Here is a 17842-nt window from a genome sequence, read left to right as displayed (position 1 = left end):
GAAGGAGGCACGGACGGGACGCGGGGACGATCGCCGCCTCGTTCGTGCAGGACAATCGGCGGCTTTCGGCTCAGCCCCCCTCGCCCGTCCCGCGCTTCATGACGATCTCCACGCCTCCGCCGCCCTCTTCCTCCCCGGCGCCCTCCCTGGCGCCTGCCTCCGCCCCCGGCGACCACGACCTCGGCCCCGGCGGCAACAAGCTGCTGTGGTTCCTGCTGTTCGCAGCGGTGGTCTTCGCGGTGCTGCGGCCGATGTCGCCCCAGGCCTGGCTGGGCCTGATCGACTGGCAGACGATGGGCGCCCTGACCGGCCTGCTGGCCATCACCCAGGGCGTGGAACGCAGCGGCGTGCTCCAGTCGGCCGCGCGGGCGCTGCTGGCCCGCACCGGCAGCGCCCGCCAGCTCGCCCTGCTGCTGTGCGCGGTCGCCGCCGGGCTGGCCGCGCTGGTCACCAACGACGTCAGCCTCTTCCTGCTGGTGCCGCTGACCCGCGAGCTGGCCGCCCAGGCGCACCTGCCGCTGGCGCGGCTGGTCGCGCTGGAGGCGCTGGCGGTCAATGCCGGCTCCTCGCTGACGCCGATCGGCAATCCGCAAAACCTCTACCTCTGGCACAAGTCCGGCGAGTCCTTCGGCGGCTTCATCGCGATGATGGCGCCCACCGTCGGCGTCATGCTCCTGCTGCTGGTGGCCACGATCCTGATCACCATGCCGCGCGCGCCGATCAAGCTGGCCGCGGACACGCGCCGCACGCCGACCCGGCCCGGGCTGCTCGCGCTCTCCGGCGCGCTGTTCGTGGGTTTCGTGCTGGCGCTGGAGCTGCACCAGTGGGCGCCGGCGCTCGCGGTGGTCCTGGCGATCTACGCGCTGTGGCACCGCCCGGTGCTGATGAAGCTGGACTGGGCGCTGCTCGCGACCTTCGCGCTGATGTTCGTGGTGCTGCACCAGCTGGCGGCCCTGCCGCAGGTGGCGGCGCTGCTGCGCGGGCTGCCGCTGGACCAGCCGCTGGCGGCCTACCTCGCCGCCATCGGCGCCTCCCAGGTCATCAGCAACGTGCCGGCCACGCTGGTGCTGGCCGACGCGGTCCCCAACGTCGCCGTGCTCGCGATCGCGGTGAACGTCGGCGGCTTCGGCTTCGTGGCGGGCTCGATGGCCAACCTGATCGCGCTGCGCCTGGCCCGCGCGCCGGGCGCGCTCAAGGAGTTCCACCGCATCAGCCTGCCCTTCCTGGCCGTGTGCGCGCCGCTGGTGGCCTGGCTGGCGCTGTGACCGGATTGGCGTTTCCCCGACGCCCTCCGCCCATTCATGGTGGGGACGCAGGCCCGCGCCGATGCGATAGTCAGGCCACGCCGCCGACGCGACAGGCAGCGAAGGACCCTTTGTGAGTCGCCTGCAAGGCCACCGTTTCCCGCCGCTGATCCTCTGCCTGCTCCTGGCCTGGGCCTGGCTGCTGGGCGCCCCCTCCGCCGCCCGGGCGGCCGACGCCGCGCCGCAGATCTCCCAGTACGCCCACACCTCGTGGACCGCGCGGGATGGCGCGCAGCTCGGGCTGGTCTTCGCCTTCGCGCAGACCCATGACGGCTACCTGTGGGTGGGCGGCTCCTACGGGCTCTTCCGCTTCGACGGGCTGCGCTTCGTGCCCTGGCAGCCGCCGAAAGGCTCCTCGCTGCCGAGCAATCCCTACGCCCTGCTGGTCTCGCGCGACGGCACGCTCTGGATCGGCACCTTCAACGGCCTGGTCAGCTGGAACGGCAGCCGCCTGACCCGCTATCCGGAGACCGACGGCGGGCTCGTCACCTCCCTGCTGGAAGACAGCGAGGGCACCGTCTGGGCCGGCCTGCTCGGTCCCCCCGGAAGGCTCTGCGCCGTGCGCAGCGGACAGGCCCGCTGCGACGACGCGCAGGGCGGCTTCGGCACCTTCGTGTGGAGCCTGGCGCAGGATCGCTCGGGCGACCTGTGGGCCAGCGCGGACTCGGGCCTGTGGCGCTGGCGGCCCGGCACGCCCCAGCGCATCGACGCGTCCGGCCAGCGCCTGGGCGACCTGACCGAGACCGCCGACGGCCAGTTGCTGGTCGGCGTCCGCGGCGCGGGGCTCAAGCGCCCCGCCGGCGACCGGCTTGCCCCCTATCCGCTGCGCAGCGCCACCCGGCCCGGGGAACTGCTGCCCGATCGCCAGATCCTGGCCAACAAGCTGCTGCGGGCCCGCGACGGCGGCCTGTGGATCGGCACCGATGGCCAGGGGCTGCTGCACGTGCGCGAGGAACAGGCCTCCGCCTTCACCCGGTCAGACGGCCTGTCCGGCAACATCGCCTGCAGCCTGTTCGAGGACCGCGAAGGCAACATCTGGTACGGCAGCGACAAGGGCGTGGACCGCTTCCGCAAGCTGCCCGTCACCACGCTGTCCAAGGCGCAGGGCCTGCCCAACGAGGCGACGCGCTCGGTGCTGGCGAGCCGGGACGGCAGCGTCTGGGTCGCCACCGACGACGGCCTGGCCCGGTGGAAAGACGGCGCCATCGCCGTCTACAAGGAGGCGCAGGGGCTGCCGGACGCCCGGGTGCACTCGCTGTACGAGGACCACGACGGGCGGCTCTGGGCCAGCACCGCCGCCGGCCTGGCGTCCCTGGCACCGCCGCGGGGGGCGCGTGCGGCGCCCGGCCAGCCGGCCGAACGGTTCGTCCGCGTCGACGGCGTGCCCGGCCGGGAGATCTACTCGATCACCGGGGACGACGCCGGCAACCTCTGGCTCTCGGGCAACGAAGGGCTGATCCGGCTGCATCAAGGGCGCTTCGTCGAGAGCCTGCCCTGGTCCGCCTTCGGCCGCCGGCAGCAGGCCAAGGTCATCGTCGCCGACCGGGGCGGCCTGTGGCTGTCCTTCTGGCAGGACGGCGGGGTGATGCGCGTCAGGGACGGCAAGGTCCTGGCCACCTACACCGCCGCCGAAGGCCTGGGCGCCGGCCATGTGGCGGGCCTGCGCCTGGCGGCCGACGGCACGGTCTGGGCGGCCACCGAGGACGGCGGCCTCAGCCGCATCAAGGACGGCCGCGTCAACACGCTGGGCGTCGGCCAGGGCCTGCCCTGCAACACGATTCACTGGTCGATCGTCGATGACGACGGGGCGCTGTGGCTGTACACGGCCTGCGGGCTGATCCGCATCCTGGGCGAGGACCTGGCCGCGTGGGAAGCCGATCCCGCGCACCGCGTCGCGCCCAAGACCTGGGGCGCCGCGGACGGTGTGCCGCTGCTGGCCCTGACGCCGGCCTACTTCAATCCCCCGGTGGCCAAGGCCGGCGACGGCCGGCTGTGGATGGTCTCGGGCGCCGATGCCCAGGTGCTCGACCCGGCCCGGCTGCCCTTCAATCCGCTGCCGCCGCCGGTCCACATCGAGTCGCTGGTGGCGGACCACACCGCCTACGCCGTCGCCCCGGGCCTGCGCCTGCCGCCGCAGGTGCGCGACATGACGATCCAGTTCACCGCGCTGAGCCTGGTCGACCCGAAGAACACGCGCTTCCGCTACCGGCTGGACGGCCACGACACCGACTGGCAGGAGGTCGTCGACCGGCGCCAGGCCAGCTACACCAACCTGCCGCCCGGCGCCTACCGCTTCCAGGTGAAGGCGGCCAACAACAGCGGCATCTGGAACGAGGACGGCGCGCAGCTGGCGTTCTCGATCGAGCCGGCCTTCCACCAGACCACCTGGTTCCGCGTGCTGGCGGGCCTCCTGCTGGTGCTGCTGGTGGTGAGCATCTTCCAGGTCCGGATGCGGATGCGGATGCGCCGGCTGCGCCTGCAGCTCGAGGCGACGGTGGAAGCGCGCGTGGCCGAACGCACCCGCATCGCCCGCGACCTGCACGACACCCTGCTGCAGCGCTTCAACGGGCTGCTGCTGCAGTTCCAGGCCGCCTGCAACCTCCTGCCCGACCGGCCGCGCGAATCGAGGCAGGTCCTCACCGTCGCGATCGACCAGGTCGCCGAGGCCATCACCGAAGGCCGCGACGCGGTGCAGGGCCTGCGGACCGCGGCGGCCCCGGCGAACGACCTCGTGCAGGCCCTGCGCGCCACCGCGCAGGCGCTGGCCCGGGAACACGGCCCGGCGCCCGCGACGCAGGTGGAGGTCCAGGGCCCGCCGCGGCCGCTGAGCCCGGTGGTGCGCGACGAGGCCTTCCTGATCGCGGGCGAGGCGATGCGCAACGCCTTCCACCATGCCGAGGCGACGCAGGTCGAGGTGGAGATCCGCCATGACCCGCGGCAGCTGCGGGTGCGGGTGCGCGACGACGGCAGGGGCATCGCCCCGACGGTCCTGCAGGCGGGCCGCAAGGAAGGGCACTTCGGCCTGAGCGGCATGCGCGAGCGCGCCGAGCTGCTGGGCGGCCGGCTCACCGTCCGCAGCGGCGTCGGGGCCGGCACCGAAGTGGAGTTCAGCGTGCCGGCGGCGCGGGCTTATAGTCCCGTCGCGTCAGCCCGGTCGTGGTTCCCTTTCAAGAAACGCCCGCCCTGGGAGATCCCGCATGACTGAAGAATCGAGCCGCATCCAGGTGCTCTGCGTCGACGACCACCCCATCGTCCGGCAGGGCATCGCCACGCTGCTGTCGGTGGAGCCGGACATGGTGCTGGTGGGCGAGGCGTCCAACGGCCGCGAGGCGATCGAGCGCTTCCGCGCCCATCGTCCGGACGTCACGCTGATGGACCTGCAGATGCCCGGCATGGGCGGGCTGGACGCGATCGCGGCGATCCGCGCCGAGTTCCCGGACGCCCGCATCATCGTCCTCACCACCTATGTCGACGACGCGCAGGCGCAGCAGGCCCTGCAGACCGGCGCCCTGGGCTACCTGCTGAAGAACGCGCTGCACAAGGAGCTGCTGGACGCGATCCGCGCCGTGCATGCCGGGCGCATGGCCCTGCCCTCCGAGACCTCCTTCGAGCTGGCCGCGCAGATCCCCGTGGATGCGCTCACGCCGGCGGAGATCGGCCTGCTGCGCTTCATCGCCCAGGGCAATGCCTACGAGGAGATCTCCAAGGTGCTGGGCCTGGGCCCGACGGTGGTCGAAAGCCAGGTGCGGGGCCTGCTGTCCAAGCTCGACGAGCAGGAGCGCACGCGCGCCGCCGCGACCGACCTGCACCAGGGCATGCTCGAGACCGAACGGGCTGCCCGGCATGCGGCCGAGGCAGCCAACCGCGCCAAGAGCGAGTTCCTCGCCGGCATGAGCCACGAGCTGCGCACGCCGCTGAACGGCGTCCTGGGCTACGCCCAGCTGCTGAGCATGGAAGGCGGCCTGAGCGCCCGGCAGGCGCGCGGCCTGGAGACGATCCAGCAGAGCGGACTGCACCTGCTGGCGCTGATCAACGACATCCTGGACCTCGCCCGCATCGAGGCCGGCCGCACCGAACTGGACCTGGCGCCGGTCAACCTGCCCGAGCTGCTGCGATCGGTCGTCAACCTGATGCGCATCAAGGCGGAGGAGAAGCAGCTGGCCTTCGTGTTCGACACCGCGAGCGCCCTGCCGGCGACAGTGCTGACCGACGGACGCCGGCTGCGCCAGGTGCTGCTGAACCTCCTGGGCAACGCCATCAAGTTCACCGACGCCGGCACGATCACGCTGCGCGCGGGCGCCGAGCCGCTGGCGGCGGACCAGGTGCGGCTGCGCCTGGACATCGAGGACACCGGCATCGGCATGCGCCCCGAGGACCTGGACCGCATCTTCGAGCCCTTCGTGCAGGTCGGCGCCGCGCAGCGCCGCGCCGGCGGCACCGGGCTGGGCCTGGCGATCACCCGGGCCCTGGTGACCGACATGGGCGGGCAGGTGCGGGTGAGCAGCGAGTTCGGCGTCGGCACCCGGTTCCAGCTGGAGCTGCCGCTCTCGCCCACCGAGGCCGAGGCCGACGCCACGCCGAAGATCGCGCCCGGCGTGCCGCGTTACCTCGGCGCGCCCCGGCGCGTGCTGGTGGTCGACGACGTCGCGGCCAACCGCGCGCTGCTGTGCGACTTCCTGTCGGACGCCGGGTTCCAGGTGGCCCAGGCCTGCGACGGCGCCGAGCTGGCCGCAGCGGTGGGCCGCTTCCGTCCGGACCTGATCCTGATGGACAGCATGATGCCGACGACCGACGGCGTGGAGGCCACGCGCCAGTTGCGCCGCCATCCCGACACGGCCACGGTGCCGGTGATCGCGATCTCGGCCACGGCCACGGCCGAGCACCGTGCCGCCTGCCTGCGGGCCGGCGTCAACGTGTTCCTGACCAAGCCGGTTTCGCTGGGGACGCTCCAGACGCACATCGGCGAGCAGCTCGGCCTGCAATGGCTCGAGCCGCCGGCCGCGTCGCGCTGAGGCCCGCCCCGGGGTGACGGATCACCGACGGCCGCCGGCCGTGATGGCGGCGTCGTCCTCGCCCGCGAAGGCCTGCGCGACCGGCTCCGCCGCGACCACGGCGACTTCTGGCGGCGCCGCTGTCGCCGCTCCCACCGGTTCCACCGGCTGGGCCGGCGACGCCTCGTGGAACGCCACCTGGTTGCGTCCGCCGCGCTTGGCCCGATAGAGCGCGCGATCCGCGGCTTCCAGCAGCTGCTCGCCGTCGCCGATGTCGACGCCCAGCATGGCCGCGCCGAACGAGCTGGTCACCACGCCGATGACGGTGGGCGCGCGGCTGACGTCGACCTGCATGCGGCGCAGGCGCTGGCGATCCTCCGGCTGCGACAGGTCCAGCCCCGGCAGCACGAGGCAGAACTCCTCGCCGCCCAGCCGTCCCACCGCGTCATAGGGCCGCACCGTCGCGGCGAGGCGGCCGGCGAAGTCCTTCAGCACCGCATCCCCGGCCGGATGGCCGTGGGTGTCGTTGACCCGCTTGAAGTGGTCGATGTCGACGATCGCGAGCGTCAGCGGCGTGCGCTCGCGGCGGGCCCGCACGAACTCGCGCTGGAGGATCTCCGTCAAGGCGCGCCGGTTCCAGAGCCCGGTCAGCGCATCGCGGCTGGCCAGTTCCTCGAGCTGCGCGCGGGAGGCCTCCAGCTCGCGCGTGCGCTCGCCCACCAGCTGTTCGAGCCGGGCCTGCTGGCTCCGCCATTGACGGCGCCGCCACAGGTGCCAGCCCTGCGACAGCCCCAGCAGCGCGACCAGCCCCAGCGCCGTCGCCCAGGCCCGTCGCCACCAGGGCGGCTGCAGCGTGAAGCCGAAGCTCGTGGTCGCGGAATACCGGCCGGTCTCCGGATCCGCGAGCCGCACCTCGACCTGTATCGCGCCCGGCTCCAGGCCCGCCAGGTCGATGTCGGGCGTCGCGGTCGCAGTCCAGTCCTCGTCGCGTCCGACCTGGCGGTACTCGACGCGCACCCGGGGGTCGCTGAACTGCAGGGGCGCCACCCGCAGGTGGATCCGGTCCCGCGACCAGGCCAGCGTCTCGCCGTCATACATCGGCACCTGGCCGGCGCCGCGCGTCGCCGACATCAGCACCGGGCGCGGCAAGGACGTCGCGAAGACCTGGGAAGGATCGATCAGGCGCGACAAGCCGCGGCTGGTGCCGATCCACATCGACCGGTCGCCGTCCTCGTACAGCGCGTGGCCCGAGGTGTCGTTCCAGGCCAGCCCCTGCGAACGGTCCAGCAGCTTCCAGTGCGTCCCGTCGTGCACCACCAGCCCGGCGTCGGTGCCGAGCCAGAGCCAGCCCCGGCTGTCGATCAGCAGGGACACGATCATCCGGCCCTTGAGGACGGGGGCGTCCAGGCTTTCCAGCGACGGCTTCGCCGCCCCCGGCGTCCGCACCCGCCAGGCCTGGCCGGCCTCGCTGGCCGCGACGACGGCGCCGTCCTCCCCGCAGGCGATGTAGGTCGCCCCGTCCTCGATCGCGAGGGACGGGAGCCATTGGCCTGCCCGGCGTCGGGCCAGGCCACGCGCCCCGGCGAGCCACAGCGTGCCGTCGGGCGTTTCGCAGGCGTCGTAGAAATGCTCCTGCGCGTTGCCTGGGGGGCCGGGCACCGCCTGCACCGGGCCTCGGCCCGCCTCGGGCCAGCGATGCAGCTTGCCGGCGGTGATGACCCAGAGCGCACCGTCCTTCGAGGCCAGCGCCCAGAGGAAGCCGTCCTCGGTCCCGCCGGGCGTCGCGAGCGGGCCCGGCAGCCCCCGTCCGTCGCGGACGTGGTGGAAGGTCGCAATATCGGTGGCCGCCCACAGGCCGCCCTGGCCATCGGGGATCAGCCCGTAGAGGTCGCCGGCGTGCGGCAGCGGCACCTGGCGGAACACGCCCTGCGCCGCGTCGAACGCCGCCAGGCCCCGTCCCGTGCCGACATGCAGCGCGCCACGCCCCTCCCCGTCGCGCTGCATCGTCCAGACCACGCTGCTGGGCAGGCCGTCCGCATCGGTCCAGCTCTCCCAGCGGCCGTAGCCGCGCCATTGCAGCAGCCCCGTGCCGCGCAGCCCGAGCCAGAGCCCGCCTTCGCGGTCGCTCAGCAGCGCGTGGACGCGACCGTCGCCGGGCAAGCCTTGCCGCTTGCCGAAGGACTGCCACTGCTGGCCCTGCCAGCGCAGGACGCCCAGCTGCGACGCGGTCAGGATGCGGTGCGCGGCATCCTCGACCAGCGGATAGCGATGCATCGGGTCGCCGCGGTCGCTGGGCGCGGTGCGGTCGACGAAGGCCTCGGCGCCCGCGGGCAGCTGCAGCGTCGCCTGCGTGGAGCGCGCCCAGACGCTGCCGTCGCTGGCCTCGAGCAGCGCATGCCACTGCTGGCGCGGAACCCCGCTGCGCGCATCCCATCGCTGGAGCTCGCCGCGATGCCAGCGGCAGATGGCGTCGCCGCAACCCGCCCACAGCGCGCCGTCGCGCGCCAGCATGACGCTGGCCAGGCGGCCCATCTCGGGATGACGCGCCAGTTGCTCGGGCGTCATCACCGGGCTCGACGACCAGCTGTCGGTCTGCCGGTCGACGACCACGTGCTGCAGCCCGCCCACGGTGATGAACCAGGCCTCGTCGCCGCGCGCGGCGATCGCCATCGGCACGTCCTGCGGCAGCTTCACCGTCCGGGGGAGCACGCGCTCCAGCCGGCCGTCGTGCCACCACCAGGTGCCGGTGTCGGAGAGGATCCACAGGTGTCCGCCGCCGCTGGCCAGCGCGGCCACCCGCCGGAGCTCCTGCGTGGCGACGCGCTCGATGCGCTGCCCGTCGTGGCGATACAGGCCGTTCTCGGTGCCGGCCCACAGGAAACCCTGCGCATCCTGTTGCAGCGCATTGAGCGCCAGGTTGCCCAGGCCGTCCGGCTGGCCGAACTCGCGCAGGTTCATCTGCTCGCAGAAGCCGGCCGACGATCCGAGGATCGACGCCAGCAGCCATGCGCCGCGCACCATCGCGCGGCTCCATGCGTTCCTCATGTCGTCTCCGGCTGTCGTCTTCGCTGGCGAGCTTACCGAGCCGACGTCCGAGCGCACGCCGGCGACATCACCGAGCCGCGCGGGCGAGTGAAGAAATGCCTCGAAGCGCGCTCCGCGCACGGGCCGGACACGCGTCCTGCACGCCGGCAGCCCCCGGTGGGACGGCAGTGACGGGTCAGTGAAGGCATGCCGGGGATGGCTCGGGACAATCCGCCCAACGCATCTTTTTCCTCGTCGCGCGACCTGATCGACGTCCGAGGCCCACGGACATGGCCACGCACCTTCACCCTCCGGATTCGACGACAGGAACGAGCGATGACCCGACCCGCGATCCGCGTCGTTGACCTGACGGCGCGCCTGGGCGACCAGGCCCTGGCGCAATGCGCCGGCACCTCGCCGGCCACCGACGGGCGCCGGATCGTCCGCCCCGGCGCCTCGCCGGCGGGGCCGGCCCTCGAGTGGGTCAAGCCGCCCCGGCACCTGGACGACCTCTCGCCCGGCGCCGGGCCGGACGCTCTCTTCCTGCTGGTGGGGCCCGGCTCGGTCCGGGCCGCCACCGAGGTCTTCCAGCGCGCCGTCGATGCCGGCGTGCCCCGCATCCATGCGCTGCTGGCGCCCAACGCCCTCGTCGAGGAATCGGCGCTGCGGTCGATGGTGCCGCGAAGCGACGACGCCCGGCGTCTCTACCGCCTGCCCGACAGCAGCGCGGAAACCCTGTGGTTCGTCCTCATCGACGAACTCGACCGTTGGCCGACCCCGCAGGGCCCGGCCGCCTTCCCTCCCCCTGACCTCACGAAAGTACCCATGAGCAACAACCTGCAGCAGTCGATGTCGGCTGCGATGACGATCGACGGCGCGATGTCGGCCGCCCTGGTGGACTACCGCAGCGGCATGTGCCTGGCCCAGGCGGGCTCTGGCCTCAACCTCGAACTGGCCGCGGCCGGCAACACGCAGGTGGTGCGCGCCAAGCTGCAGACCATGGAAGCGCTGGGCCTGCGCAAGGGCGGCATCGAGGACATCCTGATCACGCTCGCGGACCAGTACCACCTGATCCGGCTGGTGCCCAACAACGCCGGCCTGTTCCTCTACCTGGTGCTGGACCGGGCCAAGGGCAACCTGGCCCTGGCGCGCTACAAGCTGACCGAGATCGAGCGCGGCCTCAAGGTCTGAGCGACCCGGCGCCACCGGGCGGCACGGCGGTTCATCGGAAGAGCCGCTGCGAGAACTGGTACAGGTTGTCGCTCCAGCTCTCGCGGTCGTGCCCGCTGGCGTCGACGTTCCACTGGTGGGGCACGCCTTGCCGGAGCAGGTCCCGGTGCACCCGCTGCGAGACGCTGATCAAGCCATCCCGGTTGCCGCAGGACAGGTACAGCAGCGCCAGGTCGCGGCGCAGCGCGCCGGCATCGAGGATCAGCTCCGCCGTGGCCCGCGTGTTGGGCGCGGAGGAAAAACCACCGATCCAGGCGAAGGTCTCCGGATGGCCCAGGCCGATGTTGAGCGCCTGTCCGCCGCCCATCGACAGCCCCGCGAGCGCGCGATGCCGCGCGTCCGCCCGGACCGGGTAGGCGGCCTCGACCGCGGGAATGAGGAAGTCCAGCAGGTCGCGCTCGAACTTCGCGAAGCCGGCCGCGTTGGCCTCGGTGAAGACGCGATCCGGCGGCGGCACGCTGTCGTCCGGCAGAGCCCGGCCATTGGGCATCACCACGATCATCGGGACGGCCTTGCCGTCGGCGATGAGGTTGTCCAGGACGGCGTTGGCCCGCACGTAGCCGGTCCATTCGTGCTGGTTGCCGCCGATGCCGTGCAGCAGGCAGAGCACCGGATAGCGGCGCTCGCGCGTGTAGCCGGCCGGCAGATAGACCAGCGCCTGGCGCCGCCCGCCGGTGACGCCCGACTCGTAGCTGAACGTCTCCACCCGGCCCGGGGCGACGCCGGGCCGCGCTTCGTCGAAGCCCCGCGGCGGTGGCGGCGTCGAGCGGACATCGTCGGCCGCCAGCACGATCGGCCGGGCAAAATTGGCGCGGGCCGCGTCCGGTGTCACCGGGCCGGCGTCCTGCGCTTGCGCGGTGGGCGCGAGGCCCAGCAGGAGCGCGCTCAGCAGCGCGCCCGACAGCGCGCCAGGCAGGGGATCGAAGGAGCGGAAGGTCATGGGCTGCATCCCGGATGTGGACTGACCAGTATCGCAACATCTTCATTCGGTCTTACCGGCATAAACACGGAATCCTCGCCCCGCCCGCCCTACCTGGCCCCGCCCGCCGCAGGGAAGGCGGATCGCCGCTCGACAGGCACCCATCCGGTCGGACCAATTTGAAACGATACGAATCAAGGGTAGTTCCCGGGTGGGGGTGACAACCCTGTCTGGCATAAACTGGTCAGACCTCTTGGCCGGATTTCGACCGTGAACCTGCCCCTTCCGCCCTCTTCCGCCGCTGGCTCCCTCGCCGGCAAGACCGTGCTGATCACCGCCGCCGCCCAAGGGATCGGCCGCGCGAGCGCGCTGGCCTGCCTCGCGGCGGGCGCCGAGGTGATCGCCACCGACCTCGCGGCCCCCGGCCTGGACAGCCTGCGCGAAGACGCCGGGGATTCGTCCCGCCTGCGGACCGCGCCGCTCGACGTGCGCGACGACACCGCCATCCAGTCCCTGGCGCGCGAGCTGCCGCCGCTGCACGGCCTCTTCAACTGCGCCGGCTTCGTCCATCACGGCTCGGTCCTGGACTGCGACGAGTCGGCCTGGGACTTCAGCATGGACCTCAACGTCAAGAGCATGTGGCGCATGCTGCGCGCCTTCCTGCCCGGCATGCTGGCCGAGGCGGCGCGCCCCGGCGGCAGCGCCTCGGTGCTGAACATGGCGTCGATGGCGTCCTCGGTGAAGGGCTTTCCCAACCGCTGCGTCTATGGCGTCAGCAAGGCGGCGGTGATCGGCCTGACCAAGTCGGTCGCGGCCGACTTCGTCAAGCAGGGCCTGCGCTGCAATGCGCTGTGCCCCGGCACGGTGGACACGCCCTCGCTGCGCGGGCGCATCGCCGCGGCCGCCGATCCGGTGCAGGCCGAGCGCGACTTCATCGCGCGCCAGCCGATGGGACGCCTGGCCACGGTGGACGACATCGCGCCGCTGGTGGTGTTCCTGCTCAGCGACGCGTCCCGCTTCATCACCGGCCAGGCGGTCAGCGTCGACGGCGGCGTCACGATCTGAACCCCATGGCCGTCGCCGTTTTCCGGTCGCCAGGCCGACAGGCCTTCGGGCCGTTCCGGCCTTCAAGCCGCCCCTCCGATTTCCTCTCGCCCCTCTCGCCTCTCTCGCAAGGACTGCCATGAAACTGCTCCGCTACGGCCCGCCCGGCCAGGAACGCCCCGGCCTGCTGGACGCCGACGGCCAGGTGCGCGACCTCTCCGAACACATCGACGACCTCGCCGGCGAGGTGCTGACCCCCGCCGGCCTGTCGCTGCTGCGCCAGCTCGATCCCAGCACCCTGCCCCGGGTCCCGGGCACGCCGCAGCGGGACCTGCGGCTCGGTCCCTGCGTCGGCCAGGTCGGCAAGTTCATCTGCATCGGCCTGAACTACGCCGACCACGCCGCGGAGTCCGGCCTGCCGGTGCCGCAGGAGCCGGTGGTCTTCGCCAAATGGACCAGCGCGATCAGCGGTCCTGACGACCCGGTGCGCATCCCGCGGGGCTCGGTCAAGACGGATTGGGAGGTCGAGCTGGGCGTCGTCATCGGCGAGGGCGGCGCCTACATCGACGAGGCCGACGCGATGAAGCATGTCGCCGGCTACTGCGTCGTCAACGACGTGTCCGAACGCGAATGGCAGCTCGAGCGCGGCACCCAATGGGACAAGGGCAAGGGCTGCGACACCTTCGGCCCGCTCGGTCCCTGGCTGGTCACCACGGACGAGATCCCGGACCCGCAGCAGCTGGACCTCTGGCTGGAGGTCGACGGCCACCGCTACCAGAACGGCAACACCCGCACGATGGTGTTCGGCGTGGCGCAGATCGTCAGCTACCTGAGCCGCTTCATGAGCCTGCAGCCGGGGGACGTCATCTCCACCGGCACGCCGCCCGGCGTCGGCCTGGGCCAGAAGCCGCCGGTCTACCTGCGGCCCGGCCAGACGATGCGCCTGGGCATCGCCGGACTGGGCACGCAGACCCAGCGCACCGTCGCCGCCTGAAGCCCGCCACCTCACCCCGCCCCCATGACCCGCATCACCGATCTGCGCACCGTCGACGTGCGCTTCCCCACGTCGGCCCACCTGGACGGCTCCGACGCGATGAATCCCGATCCGGATTACTCGGCCGCCTACGTCATCCTCGAGACGGACCAGCCGGGCCTGGCGGGCCACGGCCTGACCTTCACCATCGGGCGCGGTAACGACCTGTGCTGCCGCGCCATCGAGGCGATGCGGCATCTCGTCGTCGGCCTGGACCTGGATTGGATCGCCGCGGACATGGGGCGCTTCTGGCGGCACGTGACCTCGGACAGCCAGCTGCGCTGGATCGGACCCGACAAGGGCGCGATCCACCTGGCCACCGGCGCCGTCGTCAACGCGGTCTGGGACCTCTGGGCCAAGGCCGAGGGCAAGCCGCTGTGGCGCCTGGTCGCCGACATGAGCCCCGAGGAGCTGGTGCGCTGCATCGACTTCCGCTACCTCACCGACTGCATCACGCCGGACGAGGCGCTCGTGCTGCTGACCCGCGCCGCCGAGGGCAAGGCCGAGCGCCTGGCCCTGCTCGAGCGCGAGGGCTATCCCTGCTACACGACCTCGGCCGGCTGGCTCGGCTACCCGGACGACAAGCTGCGACGCCTGTGCCAGGAAGCGGTGGACGCCGGCTTCGGCCATGTGAAGCTCAAGGTCGGCCGCGACCGCGAGGACGACATCCGCCGCCTGCGCATCGCCCGCGAGGTGCTGGGGCCCGATCGCCGCCTGATGATCGACGCCAACCAGGTGTGGGACGTGCCGGTGGCCATCGACTGGCTGAAGGACCTGGCCTTCGCGCGGCCCTGGTTCATCGAGGAGCCCACCAGCCCCGACGACGTCGAAGGCCATCGCGCGATCCGCGAAGCCATCGCGCCGATGCGGGTCGCGACCGGCGAGATGTGCCAGAACCGCATCCTGTTCAAGCAGTTCATCATGCGCGGCGCGATCGACGTGGTGCAGATCGACAGCTGCCGCCTGGGCGGCGTCAACGAGATCCTGGCGGTGCTGCTGATGGCCGCCAAGCATGGCCTGCCGGTGTGTCCGCACGCGGGCGGCGTGGGCCTGTGCGAGTACGTGCAGCACCTCTCCGTCATCGACTTCCTGTGCGTCTCCGCCAGCCGCGAGGACCGGGTGATCGAGTACGTCGACCATCTGCACGAGCACTTCGTCGATCCCTGCGTCGTGCGTGGCGCCGCCTACCTGCTGCCGACCGCGCCGGGCTTCTCCATCACGATGAAACCCGAGTCGCTGGAGCGGTATCGCTTCCGCGGCTGAGCCGTCGGCTCGGTGTTTTCACCGGTAAGACCGAAAGTAGATTCTGAGAAACTGGTAAGACCACATCAAAGGCCATCAGAGCCTCGAAGGACCGCCGCCTTTCCGGCGCGGTCCTCGTCATGGAGACAAGATGTTCAAGACGATGACGCGCCCTGCGTCACTGGTTCATGGGCTGTTGATCGCCTGCCTGGCGATCGCGGCGCTGTTGCCCGCTGCCGCGCGCGCCGAGGGGCCGCGCGAGCGCCTGTCGCTGGACGCCGGCTGGCTGTTCCACCGCGGCGAGGTGCCGCCGCCGCCGGTCAAGGGACACGGCGCGAGCTACCACCAGGCCAAGGCGGGCGGCGTCGTCGGCGCTGGCGAGGCGGAGTTCGACGACTCCGACTGGCGCCGGCTGGACCTGCCGCACGACTGGGCCATCGAGAACGCCTTCGACCGTCAAGAGAACGCGTCGCAGGGCTACCGCGCCCGCGGCATCGGCTGGTACCGGCGTTATCTGCAGCTGCCGGAGTCCGACCGGAGCCGCCACATCGAGTTGCAGTTCGACGGCATCGCGACCCACAGCACGGTGTGGGTCAACGGCATCGTGGTGAATCGCAACTGGTCCGGCTACAACGGCCGCGCCATCGACATCACGCCCTACCTGCGCTACGGCGACGAGGTGAACAGCATCGCCATGCGCGTGGACGCGGACGCCCAGGAAGGCTGGTGGTACGAAGGCGCCGGCATCTACCGCCATGTCTGGCTGGTCAAGCGCGACCCGCTGCACATCGCCACCGACGGCCTGTACGCCAATCCGGTGCAGCGCGACGGCCGCTGGACGCTGCCGGTCGAGGTGCAGGTCGACAACACCGGCGAGGCCGCGCGGGCCGCGGTCGTCTCGCTTGAGGTGACCGGCCCCGACGGCGCCGTGGTGGCCCGGAAGGAGACCCGCGTCAGCGTCGCCGCGCTGGACTCGGCCACCGCGCGCCTGACCGTCGACATCCGGCAACCCGAGCTCTGGTCGCCGCGATCGCCGCGGCTGTATCGCGTGCGGGCGGTGCTGCGCCAACCCGGCGCCGGCCCGCTGCGCGAGATCGACGCCACCGAGCTGCACACCGGCTTCCGCACGCTGCGCTTCGATGCCGAGCGGGGCTTCTTCCTCAACGGCGAAGCGCTCAAGCTGCAGGGCGTGTGCATCCACCAGGACCATGCCGGCGTCGGCGTCGCGGTGCCGACGGCGATCTGGGAATTCCGCCTGCGCCGCCTCCAGGAGATGGGCGTGAACGCGGTGCGCTTCGCCCACAACGCGGTGGCGCCGGAGGTCATGGACCTCGCGGACCGCCTGGGCCTGCTGGTGATGGACGAGAACCGCAACTTCAGTGCGAGCCCGGACGCGATGGCCCAGCTGACCTGGCTGGTGCGGCGCGACCGCAACCGGCCGAGCGTCATCCTCTGGTCCCTGTTCAACGAAGAGCCGCTGCAAGGCACCTGGCAAGGCCGCGAGATGGCGCGCCGCATGGCCGCCGAGATCAAGCGGCTGGACCCGAGCCGACCGGTCACCGCGGGCATGCACGACGGCCTCTTCGCCGATCGCAACGCCTCGGAGGTGCTGGACGTGGTCGGCGTCAACTACCAGGTCCACGCCTACGACCGCTACCACCGCGAGCATCCGGGCCGGCCGATGTTCAGTTCCGAGGACACCTCCGCCTACATGACGCGCGGCGCCTGGCGCAGCGACCGGCAGGCGCAGGTGCTGGGCAGCCACGACGACGAGCCCTCGTCCTGGGGCCAGACCCATCGCGAGGCCTGGCGGCACCTCGCGCAGCGGCCGTTCATGGCGGGCGGCTTCGTCTGGAGCGGCTTCGACTACCACGGCGAGCCCACGCCCTTCGAATGGCCGAGCGCCTCGACCTTCTTCGGCGCCCTGGACCTGTGCGGTTTCCCCAAGGCGGCCTTCTACATCCGGCAGGCGCAATGGGTGAAGGACCGCACCGTGGTCAAGATCCTGCCGCACTGGAACTGGGCCGGCAGCGAGGGCCAGCCGGTGAAGGTGATGGTCGCCACCAACGCGCCGCGCGTGCGCCTGCTGCTGAACGGCCAGACGGTCGCGGAGCAGGCGGCGGACCGTGACGGCATCGTCAGCGTCGATCTGCCCTACGCACCGGGCCGGCTCGAGGCCATCGCGCTGGAGGGAACGCGTGAACTGGCCCGCGACCTGGTGGAGACCAGCGGCGCCCCGGCCCGCCTGGTGCTTGCCGCCGACCGCGCCGCGCTGGCCGGCGACGGCCGCGATGCGGTGGCGGTGACCGTCAGCGCGGTCGATGCGCAGGGCCGCCCGGTGCCGACCGCCAACCTGATGGTGCGCTTCGAGACCACCGGCGCCGGCCGCCTGATCGGCGTCGGCAATGGCGATCCCAATTCGCATGAAGCGTCCAAGGCGCCGGAGCGCTCGCTCTTCAACGGCCTGGCGCAGGCGATCCTCCAGACCGACCGTGACGGCCAGGGACCGCTGCGGCTGCGCGCGACGGCGGACGGGCTGGCGGCCGCCGAGTTGGTGCTGGACGTGCGCCCCGCGCGGGTCCCGTCGATGCCGGCCGCGGAGGCGATCAGCCGCGTCGGCGGCTGGCGCATCTCGCCGCCCCAGGCCGCGCGTCCCGATCCCAACCAGGTGCTGGCGGAGAACGACATGAACAGCTGGGGCTGGGGCGAACCGCCGCTCCGGCAGCCGGCCGAGGCCGCGCCGTGGCGGGCCTACCGCGCCTCGCTGCGCCTGCGCGCCGACCGCAACGATGGCCAGGGCCAGCTGCTGTTCCAGGAGATCGCAGGGCAGGCCGAAGTCTGGGTCGACGGCGTCAAGATCGGCGAGAAGACCTCGCCAGCGCCCGGCCCCTTGCGCCTGCCGCTGGCCCAGGGACCGGGCTGGCGCACCATGACCGTGCTGGTGCGCGCGCAGCCGGGCCAGCCCTCGGGCCTCATCGGGCGGGTTTCGCTCGAACGCGGCGCGGCGAAGGCGACGCCATGAGAGGCGCCGCCCGGCCACACGCGATGCGAGGCA

General features: G+C 72.2%; 10 protein-coding genes. 8 read left to right on the top strand and 2 right to left on the bottom strand.

The genetic code is table 11. The features are described 5' to 3' along the window. The first annotated feature begins 98 nt into the window (after positions 1-98). From ACTJKJ_RS13770 to ACTJKJ_RS13760, 3 genes are all read left to right on the top strand, one after another. Positions 99-1265, top strand: a complete 1167-nt coding sequence (locus ACTJKJ_RS13770) for an SLC13 family permease (protein ID WP_297382316.1) — start codon at positions 99-101, stop codon at positions 1263-1265. Positions 1266-1377: 112 nt separating this feature from the next. After that, positions 1378-4509: a two-component regulator propeller domain-containing protein gene (locus ACTJKJ_RS13765; RefSeq protein ID WP_440820801.1), complete on the top strand. Its 3132-nt coding sequence runs from the start codon at positions 1378-1380 to the stop codon at positions 4507-4509. Further along, on the top strand, positions 4502-6316 hold the full coding sequence (locus ACTJKJ_RS13760; RefSeq protein WP_440820800.1) for a response regulator: 1815 nt from the start codon (positions 4502-4504) through the stop codon (positions 6314-6316). The genes ACTJKJ_RS13765 and ACTJKJ_RS13760 overlap by 8 nt, the downstream gene beginning before the upstream one ends. A 21-nt stretch (positions 6317-6337) precedes the next feature. On the opposite strand, the gene ACTJKJ_RS13755 is transcribed toward ACTJKJ_RS13760, so the two are convergent. Then, positions 6338-9340 carry a diguanylate cyclase gene (locus tag ACTJKJ_RS13755; RefSeq protein WP_440820799.1) on the bottom strand — a complete coding sequence of 1001 codons (3003 nt, stop codon included), beginning with the start codon at positions 9338-9340 and terminating at the stop codon, positions 6338-6340. A gap of 804 nt (positions 9341-10144) precedes the next feature. Between ACTJKJ_RS13755 and ACTJKJ_RS13750 the strand changes: the two genes are divergently transcribed. Further along, positions 10145-10510: a hypothetical protein gene (locus ACTJKJ_RS13750; RefSeq protein WP_404932597.1), complete on the top strand. Its 366-nt coding sequence runs from the start codon at positions 10145-10147 to the stop codon at positions 10508-10510. Positions 10511-10541: 31 nt separating this feature from the next. Here the strand turns inward: ACTJKJ_RS13750 and ACTJKJ_RS13745 are convergent, their stop codons facing one another. After that, positions 10542-11489, bottom strand: a complete 948-nt coding sequence (locus ACTJKJ_RS13745; protein ID WP_440820798.1) for an alpha/beta hydrolase — start codon at positions 11487-11489, stop codon at positions 10542-10544. 249 nt (positions 11490-11738) lie between these two features. Between ACTJKJ_RS13745 and ACTJKJ_RS13740 the strand changes: the two genes are divergently transcribed. From ACTJKJ_RS13740 to galA, 4 genes are all read left to right on the top strand, one after another. Continuing rightward, positions 11739-12533 carry an SDR family oxidoreductase gene (locus ACTJKJ_RS13740; protein WP_440820797.1) on the top strand — a complete coding sequence of 265 codons (795 nt, stop codon included), beginning with the start codon at positions 11739-11741 and terminating at the stop codon, positions 12531-12533. A 118-nt stretch (positions 12534-12651) separates the two neighbouring features. Next, positions 12652-13506: an ureidoglycolate lyase gene (locus ACTJKJ_RS13735; RefSeq protein WP_440820796.1), complete on the top strand. Its 855-nt coding sequence runs from the start codon at positions 12652-12654 to the stop codon at positions 13504-13506. A gap of 24 nt (positions 13507-13530) precedes the next feature. Further along, positions 13531-14808, top strand: a complete 1278-nt coding sequence (locus ACTJKJ_RS13730) for an L-fuconate dehydratase (protein WP_440820795.1) — start codon at positions 13531-13533, stop codon at positions 14806-14808. Between the two features lie 130 nt (positions 14809-14938). Beyond that, positions 14939-17809 carry a beta-galactosidase GalA gene (galA, locus tag ACTJKJ_RS13725; protein ID WP_440820794.1) on the top strand — a complete coding sequence of 957 codons (2871 nt, stop codon included), beginning with the start codon at positions 14939-14941 and terminating at the stop codon, positions 17807-17809. Positions 17810-17842: the final 33 nt, after the last annotated feature.

The organism is Roseateles sp. 22389, assembly GCF_052044995.1.
In the GTDB taxonomy this organism is placed as follows: domain Bacteria; phylum Pseudomonadota; class Gammaproteobacteria; order Burkholderiales; family Burkholderiaceae_C; genus Roseateles.
This window is presented reverse-complemented; position numbering and strand designations above follow the sequence as displayed.